Origin of the sequence: Streptomyces sp. NBC_01261, assembly GCF_036226385.1 — a bacterium.
Lineage (GTDB): Bacteria > Actinomycetota > Actinomycetes > Streptomycetales > Streptomycetaceae > Streptomyces.
This window is the reverse complement of sequence record NZ_CP108463.1, coordinates 8,512,513-8,536,057: the sequence shown is the minus strand read 5'-3', so window position 1 is coordinate 8,536,057 and position 23,545 is coordinate 8,512,513. Positions and strand designations below refer to the sequence as shown.

The 23,545-nt window shown below is 70.2% G+C and carries 22 protein-coding genes; 11 read left to right on the top strand and 11 right to left on the bottom strand.

The features are described from left to right. The first annotated feature begins 69 nt into the window (after positions 1 to 69). Positions 70 to 1,092 carry a phosphotransferase family protein gene (locus tag OG226_RS38115; RefSeq protein ID WP_328684319.1) on the top strand — a complete coding sequence of 341 codons (1,023 nt, stop codon included), beginning with the start codon at positions 70 to 72 and terminating at the stop codon, positions 1,090 to 1,092. 6 nt (positions 1,093 to 1,098) lie between these two features. Next, the gene (locus tag OG226_RS38110) at positions 1,099 to 2,313 is read left to right on the top strand and encodes an acyl-CoA dehydrogenase family protein (protein WP_329351422.1); all 1,215 of its coding nucleotides are present in this window, start codon (positions 1,099 to 1,101) and stop codon (positions 2,311 to 2,313) included. 75 nt (positions 2,314 to 2,388) lie between these two features. Here OG226_RS38110 and OG226_RS38105 read toward each other — a convergent pair whose 3' ends face one another. Further along, a complete protein-coding gene (locus OG226_RS38105) occupies positions 2,389 to 2,958 on the bottom strand; it encodes an LGFP repeat-containing protein (protein WP_329351421.1) in 570 nt (189 codons plus the stop codon). A 198-nt stretch (positions 2,959 to 3,156) separates the two neighbouring features. Here OG226_RS38105 and OG226_RS38100 point away from each other — a divergent pair, with 198 nt between their 5' ends. Both OG226_RS38100 and OG226_RS38095 read left to right on the top strand, forming a co-directional pair. Beyond that, positions 3,157 to 5,151, top strand: coding sequence for a sensor histidine kinase (locus OG226_RS38100; protein WP_329351419.1), 1,995 nt, complete (start codon positions 3,157 to 3,159; stop codon positions 5,149 to 5,151). Then, complete coding sequence (locus tag OG226_RS38095) at positions 5,151 to 5,846, top strand: response regulator transcription factor (RefSeq protein ID WP_329351417.1); 696 nt, start codon at positions 5,151 to 5,153, stop codon at positions 5,844 to 5,846. Before OG226_RS38100 ends, OG226_RS38095 begins: the two co-directional genes overlap by 1 nt. Before the next feature lie 7 nt (positions 5,847 to 5,853). Here the strand turns inward: OG226_RS38095 and OG226_RS38090 are convergent, their stop codons facing one another. From OG226_RS38090 to OG226_RS38080, 3 genes are read right to left on the bottom strand one after another with little or no spacing between them, the layout of a single operon-like run. After that, positions 5,854 to 6,447, bottom strand: a complete 594-nt coding sequence (locus OG226_RS38090) for a TetR/AcrR family transcriptional regulator (protein ID WP_033283667.1) — start codon at positions 6,445 to 6,447, stop codon at positions 5,854 to 5,856. Positions 6,448 to 6,473: 26 nt separating this feature from the next. Continuing rightward, a complete protein-coding gene (locus OG226_RS38085) occupies positions 6,474 to 8,156 on the bottom strand; it encodes a class I adenylate-forming enzyme family protein (protein WP_329351416.1) in 1,683 nt (560 codons plus the stop codon). Next, positions 8,153 to 8,917, bottom strand: a complete 765-nt coding sequence (locus tag OG226_RS38080; protein WP_328684313.1) for an SDR family oxidoreductase — start codon at positions 8,915 to 8,917, stop codon at positions 8,153 to 8,155. Before OG226_RS38080 ends, OG226_RS38085 begins: the two co-directional genes overlap by 4 nt. 157 nt (positions 8,918 to 9,074) lie before the next feature. Between OG226_RS38080 and OG226_RS38075 the strand changes: the two genes are divergently transcribed. Both OG226_RS38075 and OG226_RS38070 read left to right on the top strand, forming a co-directional pair. Further along, on the top strand, positions 9,075 to 10,295 hold the full coding sequence (locus tag OG226_RS38075; protein WP_329351415.1) for an exo-beta-N-acetylmuramidase NamZ family protein: 1,221 nt from the start codon (positions 9,075 to 9,077) through the stop codon (positions 10,293 to 10,295). A gap of 81 nt (positions 10,296 to 10,376) precedes the next feature. Continuing rightward, positions 10,377 to 11,738: a serine-threonine protein kinase gene (locus tag OG226_RS38070; RefSeq protein WP_329351414.1), complete on the top strand. Its 1,362-nt coding sequence runs from the start codon at positions 10,377 to 10,379 to the stop codon at positions 11,736 to 11,738. Here the strand turns inward: OG226_RS38070 and OG226_RS38065 are convergent. Then, entirely contained in the window at positions 11,727 to 14,510 is a 2,784-nt protein-coding gene (locus OG226_RS38065; protein ID WP_328684310.1) for a penicillin acylase family protein, read from the bottom strand. The two genes, OG226_RS38070 and OG226_RS38065, sit on opposite strands and share 12 nt — an antisense overlap. A gap of 221 nt (positions 14,511 to 14,731) precedes the next feature. Here OG226_RS38065 and OG226_RS38060 point away from each other — a divergent pair, with 221 nt between their 5' ends. After that, the gene (locus tag OG226_RS38060; RefSeq protein WP_328684309.1) at positions 14,732 to 15,334 is read left to right on the top strand and encodes a hypothetical protein; all 603 of its coding nucleotides are present in this window, start codon (positions 14,732 to 14,734) and stop codon (positions 15,332 to 15,334) included. A gap of 144 nt (positions 15,335 to 15,478) precedes the next feature. Here the strand turns inward: OG226_RS38060 and OG226_RS38055 are convergent, their stop codons facing one another. Continuing rightward, positions 15,479 to 16,285 (bottom strand): G1 family glutamic endopeptidase, encoded by an 807-nt coding sequence (locus OG226_RS38055; RefSeq protein ID WP_329351413.1) that lies wholly within the window; start codon positions 16,283 to 16,285, stop codon positions 15,479 to 15,481. Between the two features lie 238 nt (positions 16,286 to 16,523). Here OG226_RS38055 and OG226_RS38050 point away from each other — a divergent pair, with 238 nt between their 5' ends. Both OG226_RS38050 and OG226_RS38045 read left to right on the top strand, forming a co-directional pair. After that, on the top strand, positions 16,524 to 17,510 hold the full coding sequence (locus tag OG226_RS38050; RefSeq protein WP_329351412.1) for a hypothetical protein: 987 nt from the start codon (positions 16,524 to 16,526) through the stop codon (positions 17,508 to 17,510). A 50-nt stretch (positions 17,511 to 17,560) separates the two neighbouring features. Continuing rightward, the gene (locus OG226_RS38045) at positions 17,561 to 18,289 is read left to right on the top strand and encodes a 3-keto-5-aminohexanoate cleavage protein (RefSeq protein WP_328684306.1); all 729 of its coding nucleotides are present in this window, start codon (positions 17,561 to 17,563) and stop codon (positions 18,287 to 18,289) included. On the opposite strand, the gene OG226_RS38040 is transcribed toward OG226_RS38045, so the two are convergent. Further along, a complete protein-coding gene (locus tag OG226_RS38040; protein WP_329351410.1) occupies positions 18,235 to 18,957 on the bottom strand; it encodes a hypothetical protein in 723 nt (240 codons plus the stop codon). The genes OG226_RS38045 and OG226_RS38040 overlap by 55 nt on opposite strands. 148 nt (positions 18,958 to 19,105) lie before the next feature. On the opposite strand from OG226_RS38040, the gene OG226_RS38035 reads away from it, so the two are divergent. Next, positions 19,106 to 20,179, top strand: a complete 1,074-nt coding sequence (locus OG226_RS38035; protein ID WP_329351409.1) for an RNA ligase (ATP) — start codon at positions 19,106 to 19,108, stop codon at positions 20,177 to 20,179. Between the two features lie 18 nt (positions 20,180 to 20,197). On the opposite strand, the gene soxR is transcribed toward OG226_RS38035, so the two are convergent. Continuing rightward, positions 20,198 to 20,707 carry a redox-sensitive transcriptional activator SoxR gene (gene soxR, locus OG226_RS38030; protein WP_329351408.1) on the bottom strand — a complete coding sequence of 170 codons (510 nt, stop codon included), beginning with the start codon at positions 20,705 to 20,707 and terminating at the stop codon, positions 20,198 to 20,200. Positions 20,708 to 20,833: 126 nt separating this feature from the next. Between soxR and OG226_RS38025 the strand changes: the two genes are divergently transcribed. Next, positions 20,834 to 21,295 carry a MaoC family dehydratase gene (locus OG226_RS38025; protein ID WP_329351407.1) on the top strand — a complete coding sequence of 154 codons (462 nt, stop codon included), beginning with the start codon at positions 20,834 to 20,836 and terminating at the stop codon, positions 21,293 to 21,295. Between the two features lie 21 nt (positions 21,296 to 21,316). Here OG226_RS38025 and OG226_RS38020 read toward each other — a convergent pair whose 3' ends face one another. The 3 genes from OG226_RS38020 to OG226_RS38010 all read right to left on the bottom strand — a co-directional run bounded on the left by OG226_RS38020 (position 21,317) and on the right by OG226_RS38010 (position 23,471). Next, the gene (locus OG226_RS38020; protein WP_328684301.1) at positions 21,317 to 21,940 is read right to left on the bottom strand and encodes a TetR/AcrR family transcriptional regulator; all 624 of its coding nucleotides are present in this window, start codon (positions 21,938 to 21,940) and stop codon (positions 21,317 to 21,319) included. A 73-nt stretch (positions 21,941 to 22,013) separates the two neighbouring features. Continuing rightward, a complete protein-coding gene (locus tag OG226_RS38015) occupies positions 22,014 to 22,259 on the bottom strand; it encodes a YiaA/YiaB family inner membrane protein (RefSeq protein ID WP_019059193.1) in 246 nt (81 codons plus the stop codon). Positions 22,260 to 22,319: 60 nt separating this feature from the next. Beyond that, on the bottom strand, positions 22,320 to 23,471 hold the full coding sequence (locus tag OG226_RS38010; protein WP_329351406.1) for an acyl-CoA dehydrogenase family protein: 1,152 nt from the start codon (positions 23,469 to 23,471) through the stop codon (positions 22,320 to 22,322). Positions 23,472 to 23,545: the final 74 nt, after the last annotated feature.

Below are 23,545 nucleotides of genomic sequence, written 5' to 3'. Positions count from 1 at the left end.
CACTGGACGACATACCGACCGGTCGGCATGATGGGTGAAGACCTGTTCCTCCGTTCGTAGGAGTGATGTATGAGCCCCGACCATCCGCCCGGACTCGATCTCGACCGGTTGCGCGGTCTGCTCGACCGCGAGCGGCCCGGTCTGGTGACCGGCGCCCTGTCCGGCCGGCTGATCGAGGGCGGACGGTCGAACCTCACCTACGCGGTCACCGACGGCACAGCGAAGTGGGTCGTACGGCGCCCCCCGCTCGGCCATGTGCTCGCCACCGCGCACGACATGAAGCGCGAGCACCGGGTCATCAGCGCCCTGCACCCGACGGACGTGCCGGTACCGAGACCCATCCTCCTGTGCGAGGACGACGAGGTGCTCGGGGCGCCGTTCTACGTCATGGAGTTCGTGGAGGGCACCCCGTACCGCACGGCGGACGACCTCGCCCCGCTCGGCCCCGAGCGCACAAGAGGCGCGGTGCTCGAACTGGTCGACACCCTGGTCGAGTTGCACGCGGTGGACCCCGCGGAAGTGGGCCTCGCGGACTTCGGCCGCCCCGAGGGCTTCCTGGACCGCCAACTGCGCCGCTGGGGCAAGCAGTTGGACGCCTCCCGCAACCGCGACCTGGCCGGCGTCGAGGAGTTGCACGCGGCCCTCGGCCACCGCCTCCCCGACTCCCCCGCACCGGCGGTCGTACACGGCGACTACCGCCTCGACAACGTCCTGATCGGCGAGGACGACAGGATCAAGGCGATCCTCGACTGGGAGATGTCCACCCTCGGCGACCCGCTCACCGACCTGGGCCTCCTCGTCATGTACAGCATGCCGCTGGACCTCCCCAACTCCCCCATTTCCACGACCGCTTCGGCCCCCGGCCACCCCACACCGGCCGAGCTGATCGAGCGGTACGCGGCGCGCTCGGGGCGCGATGTGTCGTCAGTCGCCTGGTACACGGCGTTCGCGTGGTTCAAGCTCGCCGTGATCCTGGAGGGCATCCACTACCGCTACACCCTGGGCCAGACGGTCGGCGGCGGCTTCGACCGCATCGGCGAGCTGGTTCCCGTCTTCATCGAGCACGGCCTGACCACCCTTCAGGAGGGCTGATCCACCATGGACTTCGCGTTCGACGCACACACCGAGGAACTGCGCGCCAAGCTCCTGGCCTTCATGGACGAGTACGTCTACCCGGCCGAGCCCGTCGCCGAGGAGCAGCGCGCCCAGCTCGCCTCGCCCTGGGACACCCCTGCCGTCGTAGGGGAGTTGAAGGCCGAGGCCCGCAGGCAGGGCCTGTGGAACCTCTTCCTCCCCGACTCCGAGTACGGCGCCGGTCTCACCAACCTCCAGTACGCGCCCCTCGCCGAAATCACCGGCCGCTCCCCGCACTTGGCGCCCACCGCGCTGAACTGCGCGGCGCCGGACACCGGCAACATGGAGGTGCTGTACCAGTTCGGAGACGAGCAGCAGAAGAAGCAGTGGCTGGAGCCACTGCTGGCCGGTGAGATCCGCTCGGCGTTCGCGATGACGGAGCCGGAGGTGGCCTCCTCGGACGCCACGAACATCACCACGCTGATCGAGCGGGACGGCGACGACTACGTCATCACGGGCCGCAAGTGGTACATCTCCGGGGCGATGAACCCGGACTGCAAGATCTTCATCGTGATGGGCAAGACGGACCCGGACGGCGCGGACATCCGCCGTCAGCAGTCCATGATCCTCGTCCCGCGCGACACCCCGGGCGTCACGGTCAAGCGCGCGATGCAGGTCTTCGGCTACGAGGACCACTCCCACGGCGGCCACGCGGAGGTCGTCTTCGACCACGCGCGCGTGCCGGCGACGAACCTGATCGGCGAGGAGGGCGGCGGCTTCGCCATCGCCCAGGCGCGGCTCGGTCCGGGCCGTATCCACCACTGCATGCGGCTGATCGGCATGGCCGAGCGGGCGATCGAGCTGATGTGCCAACGCGCCGTCTCCCGCGTCGCGTTCGGCAAGGCGCTGGCCCAACAGGGCGTCGTCCACAACTGGATCGCGGACGCGCGGGTCGCCGTCGAGCAACTGCGGCTGCTGGTCCTGAAGACGGCCTGGATGATGGACACGGTCGGCAACAGGGGTGCCCACGCGGAGATCCAGGCCATCAAGATCGCCACCCCGCGTACGGTCGTCGGCATCCTCGACAAGGCGATCCAGCTGCACGGCGCGGGCGGTGTGAGCCAGGACTTCCCGCTGGCCGAGCTGTACGCGAGCGCCCGCACCCTGATGCTGGCCGACGGCCCGGACGAGGTGCACCAACGGTCGCTGGCACGCCGGGAGTTGAAGAAGTACCTGTAGGGACAAAACGAGTACGGGGCCGGTGCGGGCGTCCTCCACGCCCGTGCCGGCCCCGTAACTCCCCCGCCCCGGACCTCAGTTGCGGGTGCTCACCGGCACCGTCCAGTGCTGAAGGCACCGGTGGCCGCCGCCCCTGAGGTCGCAGCCCTCGACGATGAACGAGTAGTCGCCGCTGGTGCGCTTCTGCACCCACAGCCCGCCCGCGTTCCCCCGGCCGAGTTCGCGCTGGGTGCCACCGGCGTCCGCCGCGCTGGTGTAGCGGACCAGGAAGACGTCGTAGCTGTAGGGGTCCGTGGGGCCCCAGGTGAAGTACGCGTAGCCGTTGCGCTCCCAGGCCGCGACCACCATCCGGTGCCCCTGGTCGGGTGACCAGGCGATCTCGCCGTTCTCGAAGCGCTGCCGCTCGGCACCGTTCGCGAGGCGCTTGTTCGTGCCGATCGGGCAGCCCAGCATGCCGTTCTGTCCGCCCAGTTGGTTCCACCGCTGGTAGATGAACTGGTTGGGGATCGGGTAGTTGGGCCGGCACGCGGCCCGCGCGGGCGACTCGGGCACGGCGTGCGCGGCGGCCGGAATCGCCGCCGTCCCGCCGAGGGCGAGCAGGGTGCCCAGGACAACGCCGGTCAGGCGCCGCTTCGTTGACAGCATGGTGTTTCCCCCGTTGGTTCCTGCGTTGGTTCCTGTCGATCGGTCCGGCGACGGTCCCGCCGTTCCGCTGCTACGAGCATCACGTCGACGGGTGCCGGGAGTTGAGGGGAAGCCCTCGGGCGGCGCCGGGGACTTCTCCCGGGTGGACCGGGAAGCGTTCCCGGGACACCCGGGCGCCGCGCCCCCACGATGGGACGCATGGACGACCGCGACGGGCGCACACCGCTACGCACGGCGACGGCGTACGCGCTGCTGGGGCTGGCGGCACTCCAAGTGGCCGCCGGGGCGGTCGCGTTGGCGGCGGCCGGGGTGTCCGCCGCGGACGTGATCCGCTATGACATGGTCGTCGACCTGGCGGTCGGTCTCGCCTACCCGGTGTGCGGCACGGTGATCGCGCTGCACCGGCCGCGCAATCCCATCGGCTGGCTGCTGATCGTCTACGGGCTGGGTCACGCGTTCACGGGGATGTCGATCGGGGTGGCCGTCGAGGGGCTGCGGCTGGGCTGGTCTCCCGAGTTGCTGCACGCGCTCACCACCGTCGGCCGCCACACCTGGATCCTCGGCAGCTCCACGGCGTTCGTGCTCGTGTTCTTCCTGTTCCCCGACGGCCGGCTCCCCGACCGCCGCTGGCGCTGGGCCCTGGTCGCCCAACTCCTTTCCTCCCCACTCGACTTCGCGATCTGGGCACGCGACGACTGGGGGCTGTTCAGCGGCACACCCGCCCAGCCGTCGTATCTCCCGGTGCCGGCCGGCTGGATGCCCGCCCTGCGCGACATCGAGACCGCCAAGGCCTGCCTGGTGCTGGCCGCGGTGTTCGCGGCCATGGTCGTCCGCTATCGGCGCGGCGGGGAACAGGACCGCCGCCGACTCCTGTGGCTGATCGCGGGAATGCTGCCGCTGGCGCTGAGCGTGGCCTTGCAGATCATGGGCTTCCCGGCGGTCTACACCTCGTGCTGCACCCTGTTCCTGCCGACCGCCATCGTGATCGCCGTGGTCCGCGAGGAGTTGCTCGACATCCGCCTCGTCGTCTCCCGCAGCCTGCTCTACGGCGCGCTCACGGTCGGCGTGGCCGTCGCCTACGTCGGCCTCGTCACCTCGGTCCAGGCGCTCCTCAACCCCGACCCCGCGCTGCTCGGACCGGCGCTGATCGCGGTCACCCTCGCCGCCGCCTTCGAACCCGCCCGCCGTCTCCTCCAGCGCACGGTCGACCGCGCCCTGTACGGCGACCGGCACGACCCGGTGCGCGCGGTCTCCCGCATCGGCGAACGGCTGGCCGGCACCGGCGTCGGCGCGGTCCCGGAGGCGGTCGGCGAGGCGCTGCGGCTGCCGTACGTGTGCGTGGAGTCGAAGTCCGGTGTGACGGACGGGAGTTGGGGCGAACCGGGAGAACGCATCCACGCCATACCGCTCGACTACGACGGCCGCACGGTCGGCGCGCTGGTGATCGGCCTGCGCCCCGGCGAACAGCAGCCCGCCACACCGGACTTGGCAGTCCTGGAACTGCTCGCAGTCCCCCTGGCCGCCGCCCTGCACGCCACCGACCTCACCCGCCAACTCCAGCTCTCCCGCGAACGGATCGTCGCCGCCCGCGAGGAGGAACGCCGCCGGATCCGCCGCGACCTGCACGACGGGCTCGGCCCCACCCTCGCCGGAGCCGCCTTCCAGGCGGACGCCGTACGCAATCTGCTGACCTTCGATCCGGACCGGGCGGCGGCGCTGCTCACCGAGTTGCGGTCCGAGGTCGGGGGCGCGGTCGCGGAGGTGCGACGGCTGGTGGATGGTCTACGGCCGCCGGATCTGGACCAGTTGGGGCTGCTGGGCGCGTTGCGGGAGCGTGCGGTACGGCTGTCCTGGCGGGCGGACGGCACCCCGATCGAGGTGCGGGTCCGGGCGCCGGAGCGGCTGCCCGCGCTGCCCGCCGCCGTCGAGGTGGCCGCGTACCGCATCGCGATCGAGGCGCTGACCAACGCGGCCCGGCACGCCCGGGCCTCCCATGTGGACCTGCGCATCGAGATCGGCGAGGGGCTGCGCCTGGAGGTGAGTGACGACGGTGCGCCGGTGGACGAGGAGACCGCGTGGACGCCGGGCGTGGGCATCACGTCGATGCAGGAGCGCGCCGCGGAGCTGGGCGGCCGGTGCGTGGCGGGGCAGGGGCGGGTGGTGGCGACGCTGCCGTTGGGAGAGGCGATGTGATGGCAGGAGAACCTGGCAGTGAGGACGACGCGGACGCGCTGCGGGTCGTCCTCGCCGACGACCATCCCGTGGTCCGTACCGGGCTGGCCGCGCTTCTGGAGTCCGTGCGGGACGGCACCCCGCGCGTGCGGGTCGTCGGGGTCGCCGCGAGCGGGCGGGAGGCGGTACGGGCGGCGGTGACCCTGCGCCCGCACGTGGTGGTGATGGACATCCGGATGCCCGATCTCAACGGCATCGAGGCGACCCGGGAGATCGGCCGGGTGGCGCCCCGGGTGGCCGTGCTGATGCTCACCATGGTCGAGGAGGACGACTCGGTGTTCGCCGCGATGCGGGCGGGCGCCCTGGGCTATGTCCTCAAGGGCGCGGGCCAGGACGAGATCGTCCGGGCGATCCGGGCGGTTGCCGCCGGTGAGGCCATCTTCGGTCCCGGTGTGGCGAGGCGCGTGCTGGGCCAGCTCAGCAGACCTCCGGACCGCCCCGACCCGTGCCCGACGCTCACGCCGCGCGAACGGGACGTCCTCGCCCTGATCGCCGACGGCCGGCCGAACTCGGCGGTGGCCACCCGCCTGGGCCTGTCCCCGAAGACGGTCAGCAACCACATGTCGGCGGTCCTGGCCAAGCTGGGAGTCACCGACCGCGCGCAGGCGGCGGCCTGGGCCCGGGAGGCGGGGCTCACCCACCCACCGGACACGTGAGGACGTATCAGGGGCGGAGCGCCCGCATCAGCAGGTCCGCCAGGTGGTCGGCGACCTCCTGGGGCGTCAGCGGGCCGCCGGGGCGGTACCAGGTCGACAGGTGGTGGACCGAGCCGAAGTGGTAGTCGACGACGAGGTCCGCCGGGGTCGCCGTGGAGAAGACGCCCGCGCGCTGGCCCTCCTCGACGAGCCCGCGGAAGCGCTCGTGGTAGCGCCGGCGCTCGGCACGCACCTGCTTGTTCTTCTCCGGGCTGAGGTGGTGCATGGACCGGAAGAAGATCGACGCGTCGTCGAGGTTGTCGATCGTCGTCACGACGACGTCCGCGGCGGCGGCGCGCAGCCGTTTCTCGATCGGCTCGTCGGCGGTCGCGAACACCTCAAGGCGCTCCTGCTGGACGCGCAGCACGCGCGCGTACACCTCGTGCAGGAGGTCGTCCTTGGAGCCGAAGTAGTGGTACAGCGCCCCCTTGGTGACGCCCGCGGCCTCGACGATCTCCTGCACCGAGGTGCGGTCGTAGCCCTGCTCGGCGAACAGTCTGGTGGCGGCGGCGAGGAGCCGCTGCGGGACGGGGGCCCCGTCTCCGTCGGTCGTCCTGGGCACTGCCGCCACCTGCCTTTTCTGGCTGTTCACTCGCTGTCGTGCGACCGGGAACGCAGTTCCCGCCGGAGGATCTTCCCACTTGCCGTCTTCGGCAGCTCGGGCAGGATCTCCACCTGGCGGGGGTACTTGTAGGCGGCCAGTCTCTCCTTGCAGTACACGGCGAATTCATCGGGGTCGGTTTCGGCGCCCGGACGGAGACTGATGTACGCCTTCACGGTCTCGCCCCGGTATCCGTCAGGGACGCCGACGACGGCCGCCTCGCGCACCGCCGGATGGGTGTAGAGCACGTCCTCGACCTCGCGCGGCCAGACCTTGAACCCGGAGGCGTTGATCATGTCCTTCTTGCGGTCGACGACGTACAGCCAGCCCTGCGGGTCCATGAACCCGATGTCGCCGGTGCGCAGTTCGCCGTCCGGGAAGGTCTCGGCGGTGGCCTCGGGTCGCCGCCAGTACCCGGGCACGACCTGCGGCCCGCGCACGACGATCTCGCCCTGCTCACCGAAGGGCACCTCGGCACCCAGGTCGTCGACGATCCGTACGACGGTGTCGGGCCCCGGCACGCCCACGGCCAGCGTCCCGGACGCCGGGTCGACGGGCGCCTCCAGGTCGGGCGGTACGGAGGCGCAGGGCGCGGTGCACTCGGTGAGGCCGTAGCCGTTGCGGATGTACGGCCCGAAGCCGGCCCGGAACTTCTCCACCAGGGCGGGCGGCACCGGGGCGCCGCCGGAGGAGATGTTCCGGAAGGACGCGAAGTGGTCCGGGGTGACGGCCGGGTGCGCGGCGAGCGCCATGAAGGCGGTGGACGGGCCGACCGTGTAGTGCGGCTCGTGCTCGGCGAACGCGTCGAGCACGACCCCGCCCTCGAACCGGTACACCAGCACCAGCGAGCCCCCGCTGACGAGCGAGGCGCCCAGCTGGCACACCATCCCGGTGATGTGGAACAGCGGCGCCATCGCGAAGTACACCGGCGCGTCCGGCAGTCCGAGCCCGGTGCGCTGCCGTTCGGCGTTGTACAGGATGTTGGCGTGGGTGTTGGTGGCACCCTTCGGGGCACCGCTCGTGCCCGACGTGTAACTGATCAACGCGATGTCCGCGGGCGCCGGTTCACGCCCGCCGGGCGCCTTGTGTCCCGCCTTCGCCACGGCCACCAGGTCCTCGACGTCGGCGGCCTGCGGAAGCCGCTCGAAGGTGAGCACGCGCGCGTCGTTGCGAGTTTGGAAATCCAACTCGCATGCGGTGAGCACGATCCGCACGGGAGACCCGCTCTCCTCGACCGCCGTGACCGTCTCGCGCAGATACGACTCCCAGGCCCGGTCGGTACAGATCAGCGCGGCCACCTCGCCGTCCCGCAGGACATGGGTGACCTCCCCCGACTTGTACATCGGGTTGACCGGCACGACGATCGCGCCCGCCTTCCAGGCACCGAGCAGCGCGATCACGAAGTGCGGCGAGTTCTGCAGCAGCACGGCGACCCGGTCGCCCTGCTCCAGCCCCCGCGCGGCCAGATACCCGGCGACGGAGTCACTCAGCTCGTCGACCTCGCGATAGCTGAGCCGCCCGTCGAAATAGGTGAGGAAGGTCCGGTCAGGCGTCGCACCGACCACCCGGCGCAGGGCGTGCACCAGGGAGTCGTCCGGACTGATCGGCCCACGCTGGGCCTCGTTGAGCAGCGCCACCCACGGCTTGGCGGCATACAGGGAGTCGGTCACTCTCCGGCCTCCCACTTCTGCTGGATGTGGTTCATGGTGGTCAGCCAGCGATCCGGTTCGGCGGCCCTGGCCTGGTAGTACCCGGCGACCTCAGGATGCGGCAGGATCAGGAACCGCTCCTCCTCGATCCCCTTCATCAGGGCGTCGGCGACGGCATCGGGCTCAATCGCGGTCGGCTGAAGCACCAGGTCACCCGCGCTTCCGGTGGCGGCCAGCATGTCCGTACGCACACCCTGCGGACAGATCGCGTGGACCTTGATCCCCCGGTGCCGGTACGTCAACGACAGCCACTCGGCGAAGGCGTACGCACCGTGCTTGGTGACGCTGTAGGGCGCGGCCCCGATCATGGTGAGCAGCCCGGCCGCCGACACGGTGGACACGAACCGCCCGCCGCCCCGCTCCAGCCACCCCGGGATCAACGCCTCGGCTGCCCGCACATGAGCCATGACGTTCACGTCCCAGGCCAGCGCCCAGACGTCCTCCCCGGCCGCTTCCGACCCACCGGAGCCGACCCCGGCGTTGGCGCAGTAGATGTCGACGGTCCCACCGAGGGCGTCCCGGGCATCACCGACGACGGCAGACGCATCCCCGGGTACAGCGATGGCCCCGATCTCGTCGGCGACGGCTTGCACACGGTCGGCGTCCAGGTCGTTCACCACGACCCGGGCCCCTTCGGCAGCGAACCGCCGCGCAAGCGCAGCCCCGATGCCACCCCCAGCCCCCGTGACAACTACCCCGGCACCCTGAACGGCTTCCACCATCGGTCTCCTTCGACTGCGGCTCCACTGCCCAGCCAGACTAACCGGTCGGTATGTAACACCGGAAGGGCCGACTCCCCAGGGGCGCGAGGAACTGCGCGACCAGCCGCAGCGGACCCGCATCCCGCCCACAACCCGCGGAAGCCCCTACTTTGCCCACATGCCCCTCACCAGAAGAACCCTCCTGGCAGCAACCCCGGCGGCAACCCTCACCCCACCACCCACCAAGCCCCAGAACCTACGCACCGGCTTCGAACAACTAACCGCGAACGACTACACCCAGCTCAACGGCCAACGCATCGGAATCGTCACCAACCCCACCGGCATCACCAGGGACGCCCACCACATCGTCGACGTCATGCACGCCAGCCCCCATGTGAACCTGGTGGGGGTCTTCGGCCCCGAACACGGCTTCCGAGGCACCGCCCAAGCCGGCGGCTCCGAGGGCCACCACACCGACCCGGCCACCAAACTCCCCGTCTACGACACGTACTTGAAGGGCGGCCAACCCCTCGCCGACATCTTCAAGACCTCCACCGTGGACACCGTCGTCTTCGACATCCAGGACGTGGGCGCCCGCTTCTACACCTACATCTGGACCCTCTACGACTGCATGGAGGCGGCCCAGCTCGCCAGCAAACGCTTCGTCGTCCTCGACCGCCCCAACCCGGTGACCGCCCGCAGCGCCCAAGGCCCGGTCCTGCACAGGGAGTTCGCGACCTTCGTAGGCCGACAGCCGATCGCACAGGCACACGGCATGACGGTCGCCGAACTGGCGCGGCTGTTCAACGGGGAGTTCCTGAAGACGCCCGTCCCCCTGGAGACCGTACTGATGACGGGCTGGAAGCGTTCGGAGTTCTACGACGCCTGGTCGCTTCCGTGGGTGCCGCCCAGCCCCAACATGCCGACGCCGGACACCGCCCTCGTGTACTCGGGGACATGCCTCTTCGAGGGCACGAACCTGTCCGAGGGCCGTGGCACCACCCGCCCCTTCGAACTGCTCGGCGCGGAGGGCATCGACGGACGCTGGGCCGCCACGGTGAATCAACTCGGGCTGCCCGGCGCGCACTTCAGGGAGGCATACTTCGCGCCGACGTTCTCCAAGTTCGAGGGCAAGACCGTCGGCGGGGTCCAGATCCACCTCCACGACCGGGCCGCGTACGACCCCGTGCGCACCGGCATCGCGCTGCTGGTGACCGCCAAGAAGGTCTGGAGCGGCTTCGGTTGGCGCTCGGACAACTGGATCGACAAGCTCACCGGGTCCGCACGGGTACGAACGGCGATCGACGCGGGCGCGAGCACCGACGAGGTGGTGGCGGGCTGGCAGGAGGAGTTGAGGGCCTTCCGACGGGTTCGAACTGAATACCTCCTCTACAAGTGAGTCGCGACGTATGGCCAATCTTCACCGGTAGCGGGACGATGCGCCCACATCGCACCACTTCGGGGAACGAGGAGGCCGGTCATGGCGGATCCGGCGATGAGTGTGAGCCCCTACTGGGAGTTGACCTTCGACGCCGACGGGGACGTCGACCAGGGAGAACGCGACCGGCTGCTGAGCGAGGTGCGGCAGCGCGGGGTCGGCGACCTGATCGTCTTCTCGCACGGGTGGAACAACCAACGCGCCGGCGCGACCCGGCTCTACAGCCGCTTCTTCGCCCCGATTCCGCGCCTCGCGCCGAAGGCCGCGATCGGGTACGTGGGCGTGATCTGGCCATCCATGGAGTTCCCGGACCAGCCGATTCCGGATTTCCCGCAATCACCGTCAGCCGTGGCCGAGTTGACGCGGCCCACCCTCGACGCCGACACCCGGCACGCGCTCCTCGACGCCTTCCCGGGCAAGGCGCCGGTGATCGACCAGATCGCCCGGATGCTGGACCAGCAGCCGCCGCGGGAGGCCGAGTTGGAGGAGTTCGGGCGGCTGGTGCGGACGCTGGTGGAGATGGTGCCGCCGGGGCCGCAGGCGTTGTTCGGCGCGGACACGCTGGCGGAGGGGGTGCCGCAGTGCGAGCCGCGGATGCTCGCCGTCGGGTGCACGGCCGAGGCGTGCGAGCAGTTCGGGCAGGCGCTGGCCCACCTCGCGGCACCCCAATCCCCGCGTCCGGTAACGGAGTTCGCGCTGCCGAACCCGTGGAAGGGGGCACGGGAGCTGCTGCGGCAGGCGGCGTACTACGCGATGAAGAGACGCGCTGGCACGGTCGGTGAGCGCGGGCTCGGCCCGGCGATCGGGCGGCTCGCGACGGTGGCGCCGGAGGTGCGGGTGCATCTCGTCGGGCACAGCTTCGGCGGGCGCCTGGTGTCGTTCGCGCTACGGGGTCTGCCCGAGGGAGTGCGCTCGGTCAAGTCGGTGACGTTGCTCCAAGGGGCCTTCTCCCACTACGCGTTCGCGGCCCGGCTGCCGGACGACCCACGTACCGGAGGTGTGCTGCAGGGCCAGCAGAACCGCGTCGACGGCCCGCTGGTGTGCTGCTACTCGCACTGCGACTCGGCGCTCGGCACGATCTACCCACTGGCCTCGCGGATGGCTGACGACGACTGCTCGTTCGCCGCCGTCGACATCGTCCGGGTGCTGGGCGACAGGTGGGGCGCGATGGGCCACGACGGGGTACGGGCGGTGCCGGGCACCCGTTCGCTGAGTCTGGCCGAAGCCCTCGACTCCCCGCTGCCGGCGTCGGGTTGTGTGAACGTCGACACCTGCGCGGTGGTGTGTCACGGCGAGCCGCCGACCGGGGCGCACAGCGACATCGTGCACCCGGAACTCGCCCGGGTGGTGCTGGCGGCGGGCCGGATCGACCGGCCCGCCGCCGCTCAGGCGTCACCGGTGTGACGTGTACTCCACCACTTGCTGGAAGGTGGGCCGGTTCTGCCAACTGATGTTGTAGTGCTTGATGCCGCCGAGCGTCCGCTGGACGATCGAGTCGGCACACCACTGGTCGCCCGCCGAGCACAGGGAGTCCCCGGGGTAGACCGTGGACGCGCTGGTGCCGGCCGCCGTCTTCAGCGTGCTGATCAGGATGTCCCGGCAGGCGCTGAGGCTGCCGCCTCCGCAGTACTGCTGGGCCAGCGGACCGGACACGGTCTGCCCGAGCACCGACCGGAGGTCCTTGTCCACGTAGCTCCACCAGCCGTACTGGAAGGAGCTTCCGGCATGCGACCCGGTCGGGCCGTGCGCGGCAGACGGGGTCTCGTCGATGTACAGGTTGTTGGTGAGCGCGGTGTACAGGGTGTCACCGAGGCCGGGCTGGAACTCGGCCTTCACCAGTGCGGGCCACCAGCCGTCCAGGATCCGGATGGCGTCGGCGTTGGCGTAGGTCTTGGAGCCCGCCGAGGTCTCGGTGCGTTTGCCGCCGGCGGTGAGCCAGGTCTGCAGCTTGGCGACGGCCGCGGCGGCGGTGGTGTCGGTGACCGTACTGCTGTTGATCACCTTCAGCATGTCGGGCAGGACGTCCTCGGCGCGCAGGTCGGTGAGCGAGGCGTCGGACATCGCCTTCACCAGCGAGGATCTGGTGATCCCGCCGGCCGCGACGAGTTTCTTCACCCGGTCGTCGAGGAGGTTGCCGCGATGGACGGACCCGTCACCCCAACTGGCCGTCGTGTAGTTGAGCGCCTGTTTGTTGTTCCAGGAGATGTAGTAGTCCTGGTCGATGGAGTTGGGGTGCGCGGAGGCCGGGGTGTAGTCGGAGGTGTTGGTGGTGGGGTCCCAGTTCTGCCACTCGTAGGCGGCCTGGCCCCAGACCGGGAACTCGGGGTCGACACCGCTGGCCCGCACCGGGTTGTTGCCGCTGTTGTAGTACGCGGTGTGCGAGGAGTCGGCGTAGAACCAGTTGAACGTGAAGTTGATGTGCTGCGCGGCGCTCTGGAAGGTCTGCGGACTCTTCACGTAGTCCGGGTCGTTGAGCATCTGGAAGCCGATGATCGAGTCGGCCTCATGCATGTAGGAGGAGCGCAGGGTGGTGTAGGCGACCTTCTTCCCGCCGACGGTCGCCCGGTACTCGACGGGTCCGTACTCGGTCTTCCAGACCCTCATGGTGTACGACCCGGCGGCGGTGGAGTCGGCCGTGGTGGGTGCCCAGGAGTTCTTCTGCTCGATCTCCTCCATCGGCGTGCAGGTGCCGTGGAAGAGGTAGTGGTAGTCGTCCTGGCAGAGTTCGACGGCGTAGGTGTCGATGATGTCCTGGCCGGAGGTCGTGGCGGACCACGAGTAGTCCTGGCCGCGGCCGAGTTCGACGTACATGCTCAGTCCCGCGAAGGAGGCGCCGCGGGCGCTGATGCCCGGTCCCTGGATCTCCTGGAGCATGAGCAACTGCGGTGCGAAATAGCCCGTTTGGGGTCCGAAGACGGCGATCGGGTGCCCGCTCGCGGTGTATTTGCCGCTCACCACAAGGGCGTTGGACATCCCGCGCTTGGCGGAGCTGAGGGCGGTGGCGGTCGCCGCGGCGGAGGCGGCGGAGGCGCTCTGGTTGGCGCCGGTGCCCGTGGCGTCGTAGACGAGTGGCTCGGTCGAGACCGATCCGGCGTCCGGGAGTGCCTCGCCCTGGGCGGTGGTGGGCTTGGTGCCGTACGGGAAGCTCTCGCCGTTGTGGACGGTGAGCACGGCCTCGGGGTCGTTGCGTTCGCGGAAGGACTCCCAGACCTTGGTGCCCTGTTCCACGCCGTACTTCTCCTGGGCGGCCAGCAGGGAGAGGGCGTTGTTGACCTCGCCGCCGCCGCCGGAGCCGAAGAGCGTGCCGATGACGGAGGCCAGCGCGACCAGGTCGGTGATCTTGAAGTGGTCGATCGTGCCGGCGTTGGTGATCGAGTCCTTGTGGCCGGTGAGGACGTACTCGCCGGGGAAGTAACGGCCGCTGTCCGAGGCGTCGATGTAGGCGTTGATGCCGGCCAGATAGGCGTTGGCGTCGGTGAGTGCCTGCTGGCCGCGGGTGCCGTTGTTGTTGACGGCGTTGTCGATCTGGGCCTGCAACTCGGCCTCGGTGTACGGGGCGTTGCGGTAGAACTCCTGCTCAAGTCCCTGGTTGGAGGCCGCGCCGCCGGCGAAGGTGGTCAGCTGGCCGCGTCCGACGTGCCGGAAGACGTCCATCAGCCACAGCCGGTCCTCGGCCGCCGCGTAGCCGGCGCCGTACTCGGTGCCGTAGCGCGTGGTACCTGTGATGTGCGGCACACCGGTCGCCTTGTCACGGACGATCGTCACGTCGGTACGGCCGCTGGGGTTCTCGGTCGAGGCGACGTTGGCGGCGGGGACCCCGAACGACGCGTCGTTGAAGAAGGTGTTGATCTTCGCGTCGGTCAGCGTGGAGGCGCCCGTGGCCAGGTTGGCATAGGGCCCGAGCTGGTCTTCGGCATGGCTGGGCTGGCTGCCGAAGACCTGGTTGAGAAGGATCTGGGCGAGGGTGGCGTTGCCGTTCTCGCCGGCCGGGAGGATGTCCGAGCACTGGCCGCCGCAGTAGTCGTTCGAGGCGGTCGCCGCCGCGGCCGTCCCCTGGGCGAGGGGAGACAAAAGAGCGGCAATGAGGGCGCATACGGATGCGGCCTTCAGGAACCCGGGGAATCTCCCGGGAGTTCTCAGTCTGTCGAGCAAGTTACGCGGGGTGCGCCGTGGCATCGCAGCTCCTACCGACGGGGGTGGTGCGGGACGTTACCGCCGGTATCCCCGAGATTGAAGATGAACATGCGTCAAGTTTTGGATCCGGGCAAGTGGCTTATGGAGGCCATCGGAAATCGGATGGAGCCAAATCGCTTGTCGATACGTCTATTCGGCGACGTCCGTTCGACGACGCCGAGGTGACCGAAGTACAGGTGCAGGTGTGACGGAGGTGCAGGGCGATGGCCGGTTTCCGGAGTCTGGCGAGACAGGTGCGAGACCCTCGGTGCGATCTGGCGCTGCGGCGCTACTCGCTGCGCAAGTGCCTTGAGCGGTTCGCCCCTTATGGGCACAGGGCGACCTGGGACCACTTGTGCTCCCGGGCCGGGTTCGGACCCGAGGACCGCTCCCCCGACCCGGCGCGGCTCGTGGCCGCACTGGACGAGCTGGAGGAAGCGCGCAAGGTCTGGCTCGCCTACGAGGTCGGGTTCGCCGAACGCCGCAAGAAGGAGAAGTACGACGGGCTCCGCCGCCCGGGCACCGTGGACGACTGGCACCGGCTGACCTGGGGCGGCTTCGGCGTCGCCTGGTGCGACGACCCACGACTCCATCCCCATGAACCACTGGCCGAGGTGCTGCGACGGCTGATCGCCGCCCTGGAGCGCGAACCGGGTTCCGTGTGCCCGGTGTGCGCCGGGGAGCGCCTCCTGTGGAAGTACGACCTGGCCCACGAACCCTCCTCGGGCCCGGTCTGCACGGACTGCGGCATCGTCGTACCGCGTCCGGTGCTCACGCCCGAGGCCCTGGCCTACGCCAGGCGGGGACGGCTGCTCATGTCGGCCTGAACCGGGCGGACCGAAGAAGGGCGCCAGGGGTGCGCCGGGGATGCCGCACCCCCTTTCGACCCAGCCGGTTTGCGCTTGCCGGTGCAACGGCCAAGGCTGCCGACGGCATTCCGTCGACAGCCCCGAACTGGTGCGTGGCAGGCCTCAGCTGGCCTTCCAGACGTCGGAGAAGCTGCCGCCGGAGATGGAGCCCGGCTGGGCCCGTACGGCCGAGCTGCTGCTCTTCGTCATGACGATCTCGTTCGGCGAGTAGGTGTCGAGGTTGCTGCCGTCGGCCTTGGCGCCGGTGAAGTTCACGGTGCCGAAGTTGGCGAGGCTCGCGACCGAGCCGCCGACCTCGGGTGCCTCGGCGATGACCTCGGCGGAGGCGTTCTTGAAGCCGGACGAGCCGGCGTGCGTGGTGGTCTTCGTCCAGCCCTCGGTGGAGTCGGCGAGAGTCATCGTGAAGGTGGAGCCGGTGTAGGTCACGGTCGCGGTGAACTTGTCGCCGCCCTTCACGGTGACGCCGGAGTACGCGCTCTCGGAGGCGGGCAGCACCTCCCACCAGGCGCCGTAGGTCGCCTTGCCGCCGATGCAGTCGGCTTCCGTACCGGTCTGCTCCAGTGCGGAGTTGCTGTACCCGTCGAGGCCGACCCAGAAGGAGGAGTACGTGGTGGCCGAGGAGCAGCTGACGCTCGGCTGGGTCCAGGACGAGGTGACCGAGGTGTACGCGCCGGTCGAACCCGTGGCGGCGTAACCGGACCAGTTGGTGGACGAGACGGTGGCGTTGACCTTGCCAGGCTTCGCGAGCCCGTGCAGCGTGTGACTCTCTTGGCTCGCTATGGCCTGGGTGAGCTGGGCCGGGGTGTGCGCGGCGGCGCCCGGGGCGGCCGCGAGCGCGGGCGTCGCGAGGGCGGCGGTCAGGGCGGCGGCGGTGACGAGAACGAACCCGGCGGAAGATCTCGCGGACATGACTCTCCGTCATTCGAGGGGTGGGGGGGCTGCCGTGACGGCAGTGCACAGCAGCTTCCGCGAGGCTTCATGGGCATGGCAAGACTGACAAGTTCCTTCAGTCTTGCGGGAATTGGCGGCGCAACACCCGGGAAATCTGACAGGTTCGTTCAAAATTGATTCATCGCCGGACAAGACTGACCAAACTTCAGGCCAACGCCCTTCCGCCCCGCGACACCCCTGACTTGAGCTGGAGTACGTGACTTCCAGACCGGGGTACGTGCCGCCGCTCGGACCGGAGTACGGGCCGCCTTCCAGCCCGGAGAACGCGACGTCCGGCACCGGGGCGATGCCGTTCCACGAGGCGTTGCGCGCGGCCATCGCGGCCAGCGGTCTCAGCCTGGACCGTCTCCAGGACCGGCTGCTGCGCCGCGGCACCCCGGTGGCGTCGGCGACGCTCAGCTCCTGGCAGTCCGGCCGCTACCAGCCCGAACGGCAACGGTCGTTGGCCGCACTCGCCGTACTGGAAGACGTCCTACGGCTGCCGCCCGGAGCCCTCACCGGTCTGCTGGGCCCGCCCCGGCCTCGCGGCCGCTGGCTGCCGCCGGACGGCGATCATCCCGATCTCGCCCGGGCCTGGTCGGACCACCACGACCTCACCGCGGCCCTCGCCGCGCTGGACACCCGCTGGGACGACAGCCTGACCCGGCTCAGCTGCCACAACCGGGTGGACGTGGACGCCGACCGCCGCGTCCGGTCCATGACCAGTCGGCGCCTGCTGCGCGCCGAGGCGGACGGCGCGGACCGCTGGATCGCCCTGTACCGCCTGGACACGCCCGGCCCGTTGCCGTACTTCCGCGTGGCGGTACCGGCGCGGCTCGGCACGGTTCTCGAACTCCCCGAAGAGGGCCTGGTGGCGGCGGAGTTGCTCTTCGACAGGCGCCTGGCGCGCGGCGAGACCGTGATCGTCGACTACACGGTCGAGCACCGGGACCCCCGCCCCTACTCCCAGCGCGCCGAGACCACGATCCACGTCCCGATGCGCGAACACCTCCTGGAGGTCCGCTTCGCGAAGGAGTGCCTGCCGCGCACGTGTTACTCCTTCCGCACGAACGGCCTCGGTCCCCGTCCCCGCGCCGGACGCCCCCGAGAACAACGGCTCCGGGTGGACGCGTCGGGGTCGGTGCACGCGGTGGCGTTGGGGGCGGGGCCCTGCCGGGTCGGGATCCGGTGGGTGTGGGGGTGAGGAGGCGGGGATCGGGGGCGGTTGTCAGTGGCGGGTGACACCATCGAGGCATGGTGCAGGTCTGTCTCAACGGGGCCCGTGGGGCCGCCGACGGCTGGATGGTGCCGGTCTCGCCCGGGGCGTTGGCCGACGCCGCGGTGGAGGCGGTCGCGGCGGGGGCCACCGACGTCCACCTTCATCCCAAGTCCCCTTGCGGACAGGACACGTTGTCACCGCGCGTCCTCGCGGTGACGCTGGACGCGATACGGGCGCGGGTGCCCGTGCCGGTCGGCGTGACCACGGGCGCCTGGGCGGAACCGGACCCGGCGGCACGGCTGGAGCGGGTGCGCGGCTGGACGATCCTGCCCGACCACGCCTCGGTCAACTGGCACGAGCCGGGTGCCGAGGAGGTCGCGGCGGCGTTGCTGGACCGGGGCGTCGGGGTGGAGGCAGGCATCTGGTCGGGCACGGAGGGCGCCGCCCGGTTCGCCGTGTCACCGCTCCGCTCGAAGGTGCTGCGGGTACTCGCGGAGGTGACCGACCCGGATGCGGACACGGCGGAGGCGACCGCGCGGGCGCTGCTCTCCGATCTCGGCCACGCCCAAGGGCGCCCGGTACTGCTCCACGGCGAGGACGGCGGCGCCTGGCCGGTGCTCCGGCTCGCGGGGCGGCTGGGGCTCGCCACGCGCATCGGCCTGGAGGACACGTTGCTCCTGCCGGACGGTGAACGGGCCTTGACCAACGCTCAGTTGGTGGCCGAGGGGCTGGTCCAGTACGGGTGGGCCCAGCGCTCGTCGTAGGGCAGGGCGAGGAGTTCGGCCTGTACGGCGAGGTCGGACTCGCCCTGAGCGCGGAGACGGGCGGCACCGGGGCCGGCCAACCAGGTGCGCAGTTCCGCCACGCCGGAGTCGTACCACCAGCAGAACGGGGAGGAATCGGACAACAGGTCGTAGAGCCAGGTGTCGGCGCAGTGCGCGAGGTGCGCCTCCGCGACCGGGCCCGATATCCACCCGTCCAGGAACGGCATCGCGGTCCCGGCGATCGTGGCGCAGGTCTCGAAGGTGTCGCCGATGCCGTACGGCGGCTCGGGCAGGGTGAGGGTGTCCTGCCACCAGGCGTGCAGGAAGGCCTTGATGGCGGCGGACTGCTCGGCCGGCCAGGAACGCCAGTCCACCCGGCTCAGGCCATGCGCGCCGTAGCCGATCGTGCTCAGGGTGCCCTCGGCCATCGCCCGTGCGGCCTGCGGCAGCAGGCGTCGCATCACGGCTGGGTGGTCGTCGAAGTGGTCGGGCACCTCGAAGAGGTAGTACCGCACCACATCCAGGGGCACGCGCGTGTACGGCGTGCGCAGAAACGCGGTCTCCTCCGGCGCGTGGCAGTATCCGCAGCCGGTCTCGTGCGGGCTGGCGAATCCGTTGAAGACCGTGTCGATGTCCGCGAGTACGGCGTCAAGTGCGGGTGAGGTCATGGGAGTTGATCCCGTCGGTACTCCGTGCACGGCGTCGCCGCCGGCCGAAGGGACCGACGTTAGCAGCCACGAAACCGGTCGCTCCACCCCTTTCCGATCAGGACAGTTGGGGGCGATGAAACCCAGCTGAGGAACCCGAGGAGTCCCGATGTCGACGCTGCGCGTCACCGCCGAAGTGCTGACCGTCCATGAACACCCGAACGCCGACGCCCTCGAACTGGCCCAGGTCGGCCTGTACCGAGCCGTTGTCGCCAAGGGCGCGTACCGCACCGGTGAGACCGCCGTCTACATCCCCGAGCAGTCCGTGCTTCCGGCGGGCCTGATCGAGGAGTTGGGGCTGACCGGGCGCCTCGCGGGGAGCAACGCGGACCGGGTCAGGGCGGTGCGGCTGCGCGGTGAGCTGTCGCAGGGCATCGTGTGCCGGCCGAAGGCCCTCGCCGACGTCGATCTGGCTCAGGCCGCCCTGGACGGTACCGACTTCGCGGAGCGGCTCGGCATCGTCAAGTGGGTGCCGCCGATCCCGCCCACGATGGACGGCGACGTCGAGCACGCGCCGGATCTGCTGCCCTGGGTCGACATCGAGAACATCCAGCGGTTTCCCGGGATATTCGAACCGGGCGAGGCTGTGGTCCTGACCGAGAAACTGCACGGCTCCGCCTGTCTGTTGACCTACTTCACGCAGGAGGAGGACGGTCGCGTACAGGTCTCCTCCAAGGGCTTCGGCGCCAAGTCCCTTGCCCTGAAGGAGGATCCGCGCAATCTGTACTGGCGAGCCGTCCGCGGCCACGGCGTCCCCGAGGCCGCCGCCCGACTCGCCGAACGGCTCGGCGCGCGCCGGGTCGGGATCTTCGGCGAGGTGTACGGCGCGGGCGTGCAGGACCTGACGTACGGCGCCGACGGGCGGCGCGAGACGCTCGGGTACGCCGTGTTCGACGTGTCCGCCGAGATCGACGGGGCGGTGCGCTGGCTGGACGCGGCCGAACTGCTGGGCGGCGAGCTGCCGTTGGTGCCCCGGCTCTACGAGGGGCCGTACGACATCGAGCGGGTGCTGGAGGTCGCGAGCGGGCGGGAGACCGTGTCCGGGCGCGGGCTGCACCTGCGCGAGGGGGTCGTGATCCGTCCGGCGGTGGAGCGGTACAGCGCGGTGACCGGTGGACGGGCGATCGCGAAAGCCGTCAGCCCGGCGTATCTGACGCGGAAGGGCGGCACCGAGTACGAGTGACGCCCCATCGCGTCGCTCTCAGTCGCGCGCCTCGGGGCCGGTGTCCGTCCGCCTGCCCCGGGGCGCGCGTTGCCCCGGTTCCGTCATCAGGCGTGAGCCCGCGCCGCGTTCGCCGACCACGTCGTCCGGGTTGGACAGGACGCAGGCAGACAGGGACAGGCAGCCGCAGCCGATGCAGTCGGTGAGGTGGTCGCGGAGGCGGTTGAGCTGCTTGATGCGCTCGTCGAGTTCGGAGCGCCAGGCCTCGGAGAGGCGGGCCCAGTCCTCGCGGGTCGGGGTGCGCTCCTCGGGGAGTTCGGCGAGCGCCGCACGGACGGTGGCCAGCGGGATGCCGACACGCTGGGCGGCCCGCACGAAGGCGACCCGGCGCAGGGTGTCACGGGTGTACCGGCGCTGGTTGCCCGTGGTGCGGCTGCTGTTGATCAGGCCCTTGGCCTCGTAGAAGTGCAGGGCGGAGACGGCCGCTCCGCTGCGTGCGGAGAGTTGGCCGACGGTCAGCTCGTGGATCTTCTCGGGGATCTGAGGCACCTGCCAGAGCCTACCCATCGCGTCACACCCGCGGTCCGTTGACAGCGGCCCCGCATCCGACCATGCTAAGCAGTTGCTTAGGCATGTGACGACGATGCTGGATGACGTGAGAGGCCGGGACAGGACATGGCAGAGCCGAGGATCTTCACCTCCGTCGACGACCTGCGGGCGGCGGTCGGTGAGCAGTTGGGGTACACCGACTGGCTGGAGATCGACCAGAAGCGGATCGATCTGTTCGCGGACGCGACGGGCGACCACCAGTGGATCCACATCGACCCGGAGAAGGCGGCGGCCGGACCGTTCAGGACGACCATCGCGCACGGCTACCTCACCCTGTCGCTGCTCCCGCTCTTCGGACCGCAGCTGATCAAGGTCGAGGGTGTGAAGATGGGCGTCAACTACGGGACGAACAAGGTCCGTTTCCCCGCCCCGGTCCCGGTCGACTCCCGGCTGCGCGCCACCGCGAGGATCACCGGCGTCGACGACGTACCGGGCGGCGTCCAGGTGACCGTCGCGTTCACCGTGGAGCGCGAGGGCGGCGACAAGCCGGTGTGTGTGGCCGAGTCGGTGTCCCGCTACTACCTCTGACCAACACCCTTGGCAGGGCGGCTACTTGGACCCCACCATCCGCAGCACGAGGTCGGCGTAGAGCGCGCCGACCTCGTCGGGCGTCCGGGGGCCGTCGAGGCTGAACCAGCGGGCCACGTCGATGCACAGCGACAGGATCGCGAGGGTCGTGCCCTTCACGTCCGGCACGTCGAAGGAGCCGTCCGCCACCCCGTCCTCGACGATCCCGCGCACCTCGGCGTCGACCTGTCGGCGCAGCGCGAGGATCTCGGCGCGGGCGTCCGGGCCGAGCGAGTCGAGTTCGTACTGCACGACCCGCGCGGTGGTGCGCCCGCCCGCGTGCCAGCGCACGAAGGAGCTCACCGCGTCGGCGAGCCGCTCGGCGGCGCCGCCCTCGCGCCCCGCCGCCGTACGCAGGATGTCGAGGGCCTTCTCGTGGCCGATCCTGCTGATGCGGTGGAGCAGTTCTTCCTTGGTCTTGTAGTGGATGTAGAGCGCGGCCGGGCTCATCCCGGCGCGGCCCGCGATGTCCCGGGTGGTCGTCGCGTGGTAGCCGCGCTCGGCGAAGGCCTCCACGGCGGCGATCAGCAGTCGCCGGGCCGCGTCGGGCGTGACCTCTGCCCAGGCCTGCGGGTCGCCCGCGCCGGTCTCCTCCGCCGTACTCATCGCTCGTGAACCCCTCTCGGTGACAAGGGCTCCACCATACCGCCGAACCTGAGCGAGCGCTTAGTCTGCCCGCTCAGAGCTTTTCGAACGGGTTGTAGGTGGTGCGCGCCGCGTCCTGCCGGTCCCGGATCACCTTGGCGAGGGTGAAGGAGGAGGTGACCAGGTACAGGACGGCGATCGCGAGGAAGGCCCGTACCCAGGCGTCGGCGTGCAGCTTGAAGATGCCGATGGCGGTCGCCGCGATGGCGACGGAGAAGGAGGCGACCGCCTGGCCGTAGAAGGCGGCCGTGTTCTGTGGTTTGCCCGATGCTTCGCTCATGGGTCGAGCGTCGGTGACTACGACCCGTAGGACATCCGCGCAGATACTCAACTCACGTACTCAGAAAGCCGAAACGCCCGTCAGCGCGCGCCCGATGAGCAGTTTCTGGATCTGGCTGGTGCCCTCGTAGAGGGTCATCACGCGGGCGTCGCGCAGCAGCTTGCCCGCCGGGTACTCGTCGATGTAGCCGTAGCCGCCGAAGACCTGGAGCGCGTTGTTCGCGGCGCGGACGGCCGCCTCAGAGGCGAAGAGCTTGGCCTTGGAGGACTCGGTGGCGAAGGGCAGGCCCCGGTCGATCAGGTCGGCGACCCGCCAGGTCAGCAGGCGGGCCGCGTCCACGTCGACGGCGATGTCGCTGATCAGTTCCTGGACGAGCTGGTGCCGCGCGATGGACTTGCCGAACTGCTCGCGCTCACCGGCGTAGCGGACCGCCACGTCGAGCGCGGCCTGGGCGATGCCGACGCAGCCCGCCGCCACCGACATCCGCCCCTTGGCCAGCGCCGACATGGCGACCGAGAAGCCCTTGCCCTCGGGGGCGATCATCGTGGAGGCGGGGACGCGGACGTCTTCGAGGACGAGTTCGGCGGTGGCCTGACCGCGCAGGCCGAGCTTGCCGTGGATCGTGCGGCGGGTCAGGCCGGGGGTGTCGGTCGGCACGAGGAAGGCGGAGACGCCCTTGTGTCCCGGGGCGTCGGTCGAGCGCGCGAAGAGGAGTACCACGTCGGCCCAACTGCCGTTCGTGATGAACATCTTGGTGCCGTTGATGACGTAGTCGTCGCCGTCGCGGACCGCTCGGGTGATGAGGTTGCCGGCGTCGGAACCGGTGCCGGGTTCGGTGAGGCCGAAGCAGCCGACGCACTCGCCGGAGGTGAGCCCGGGCAGCCAGCGGCGCTTCTGCTCCTCGTCGCCCCAGGCCGCGATCGACTTCGCGACCAGTCCCAGCGACACGGAGACGATCCCGCGCACGGAGGAGTCCCCGCGGCCGAGTTCCTCGGTGACCAGGCAGTACGCGAGATGGTCGCCGCCCGAGCCGCCGTACTCCTCGTCGATCGTCAGTCCCAGGAAGCCGACGCCGCCGAGCTTCTTGACGATCGAGCGGTCGACCTCCTCCGCGCGGTCCCAGGCGATCACGTGCGGGGCGATCTCGCGGTCCACGAAGTCCTTGGCGAGCCGCCGTACGGCCTCCTGCTCCTCGCTGAGCTCCAGGTTCATTGCGCGTCACCCCAAGTGGAAGGCCGTACACCGACTGCTGCACATTTAAATTAGCACTGCTAGTTTGACTCTCG

What these genes read in the sequence shown, in the direction of transcription:
- OG226_RS38115 (WP_328684319.1), top strand. Translation starts at nt 70, where the DNA reads ATGAGCCCCGACCATCCGCCCGGACTCGATCTCGACCGGTTGCGCGGT.
- OG226_RS38110 (WP_329351422.1), top strand. Translation starts at nt 1,099, where the DNA reads ATGGACTTCGCGTTCGACGCACACACCGAGGAACTGCGCGCCAAGCTC.
- OG226_RS38105 (WP_329351421.1), bottom strand. Translation starts at nt 2,958, where the DNA reads ATGCTGTCAACGAAGCGGCGCCTGACCGGCGTTGTCCTGGGCACCCTG.
- OG226_RS38100 (WP_329351419.1), top strand. Translation starts at nt 3,157, where the DNA reads ATGGACGACCGCGACGGGCGCACACCGCTACGCACGGCGACGGCGTAC.
- OG226_RS38095 (WP_329351417.1), top strand. Translation starts at nt 5,151, where the DNA reads ATGGCAGGAGAACCTGGCAGTGAGGACGACGCGGACGCGCTGCGGGTC.
- OG226_RS38080 (WP_328684313.1), bottom strand. Translation starts at nt 8,917, where the DNA reads ATGGTGGAAGCCGTTCAGGGTGCCGGGGTAGTTGTCACGGGGGCTGGG.
- OG226_RS38075 (WP_329351415.1), top strand. Translation starts at nt 9,075, where the DNA reads ATGCCCCTCACCAGAAGAACCCTCCTGGCAGCAACCCCGGCGGCAACC.
- OG226_RS38070 (WP_329351414.1), top strand. Translation starts at nt 10,377, where the DNA reads ATGGCGGATCCGGCGATGAGTGTGAGCCCCTACTGGGAGTTGACCTTC.
- OG226_RS38065 (WP_328684310.1), bottom strand. Translation starts at nt 14,510, where the DNA reads ATGCCACGGCGCACCCCGCGTAACTTGCTCGACAGACTGAGAACTCCC.
- OG226_RS38060 (WP_328684309.1), top strand. Translation starts at nt 14,732, where the DNA reads ATGGCCGGTTTCCGGAGTCTGGCGAGACAGGTGCGAGACCCTCGGTGC.
- OG226_RS38055 (WP_329351413.1), bottom strand. Translation starts at nt 16,285, where the DNA reads ATGTCCGCGAGATCTTCCGCCGGGTTCGTTCTCGTCACCGCCGCCGCC.
- OG226_RS38045 (WP_328684306.1), top strand. Translation starts at nt 17,561, where the DNA reads ATGGTGCAGGTCTGTCTCAACGGGGCCCGTGGGGCCGCCGACGGCTGG.
- OG226_RS38040 (WP_329351410.1), bottom strand. Translation starts at nt 18,957, where the DNA reads ATGACCTCACCCGCACTTGACGCCGTACTCGCGGACATCGACACGGTC.
- OG226_RS38035 (WP_329351409.1), top strand. Translation starts at nt 19,106, where the DNA reads ATGTCGACGCTGCGCGTCACCGCCGAAGTGCTGACCGTCCATGAACAC.
- OG226_RS38025 (WP_329351407.1), top strand. Translation starts at nt 20,834, where the DNA reads ATGGCAGAGCCGAGGATCTTCACCTCCGTCGACGACCTGCGGGCGGCG.
- OG226_RS38020 (WP_328684301.1), bottom strand. Translation starts at nt 21,940, where the DNA reads ATGAGTACGGCGGAGGAGACCGGCGCGGGCGACCCGCAGGCCTGGGCA.
- OG226_RS38015 (WP_019059193.1), bottom strand. Translation starts at nt 22,259, where the DNA reads ATGAGCGAAGCATCGGGCAAACCACAGAACACGGCCGCCTTCTACGGC.
- OG226_RS38010 (WP_329351406.1), bottom strand. Translation starts at nt 23,471, where the DNA reads ATGAACCTGGAGCTCAGCGAGGAGCAGGAGGCCGTACGGCGGCTCGCC.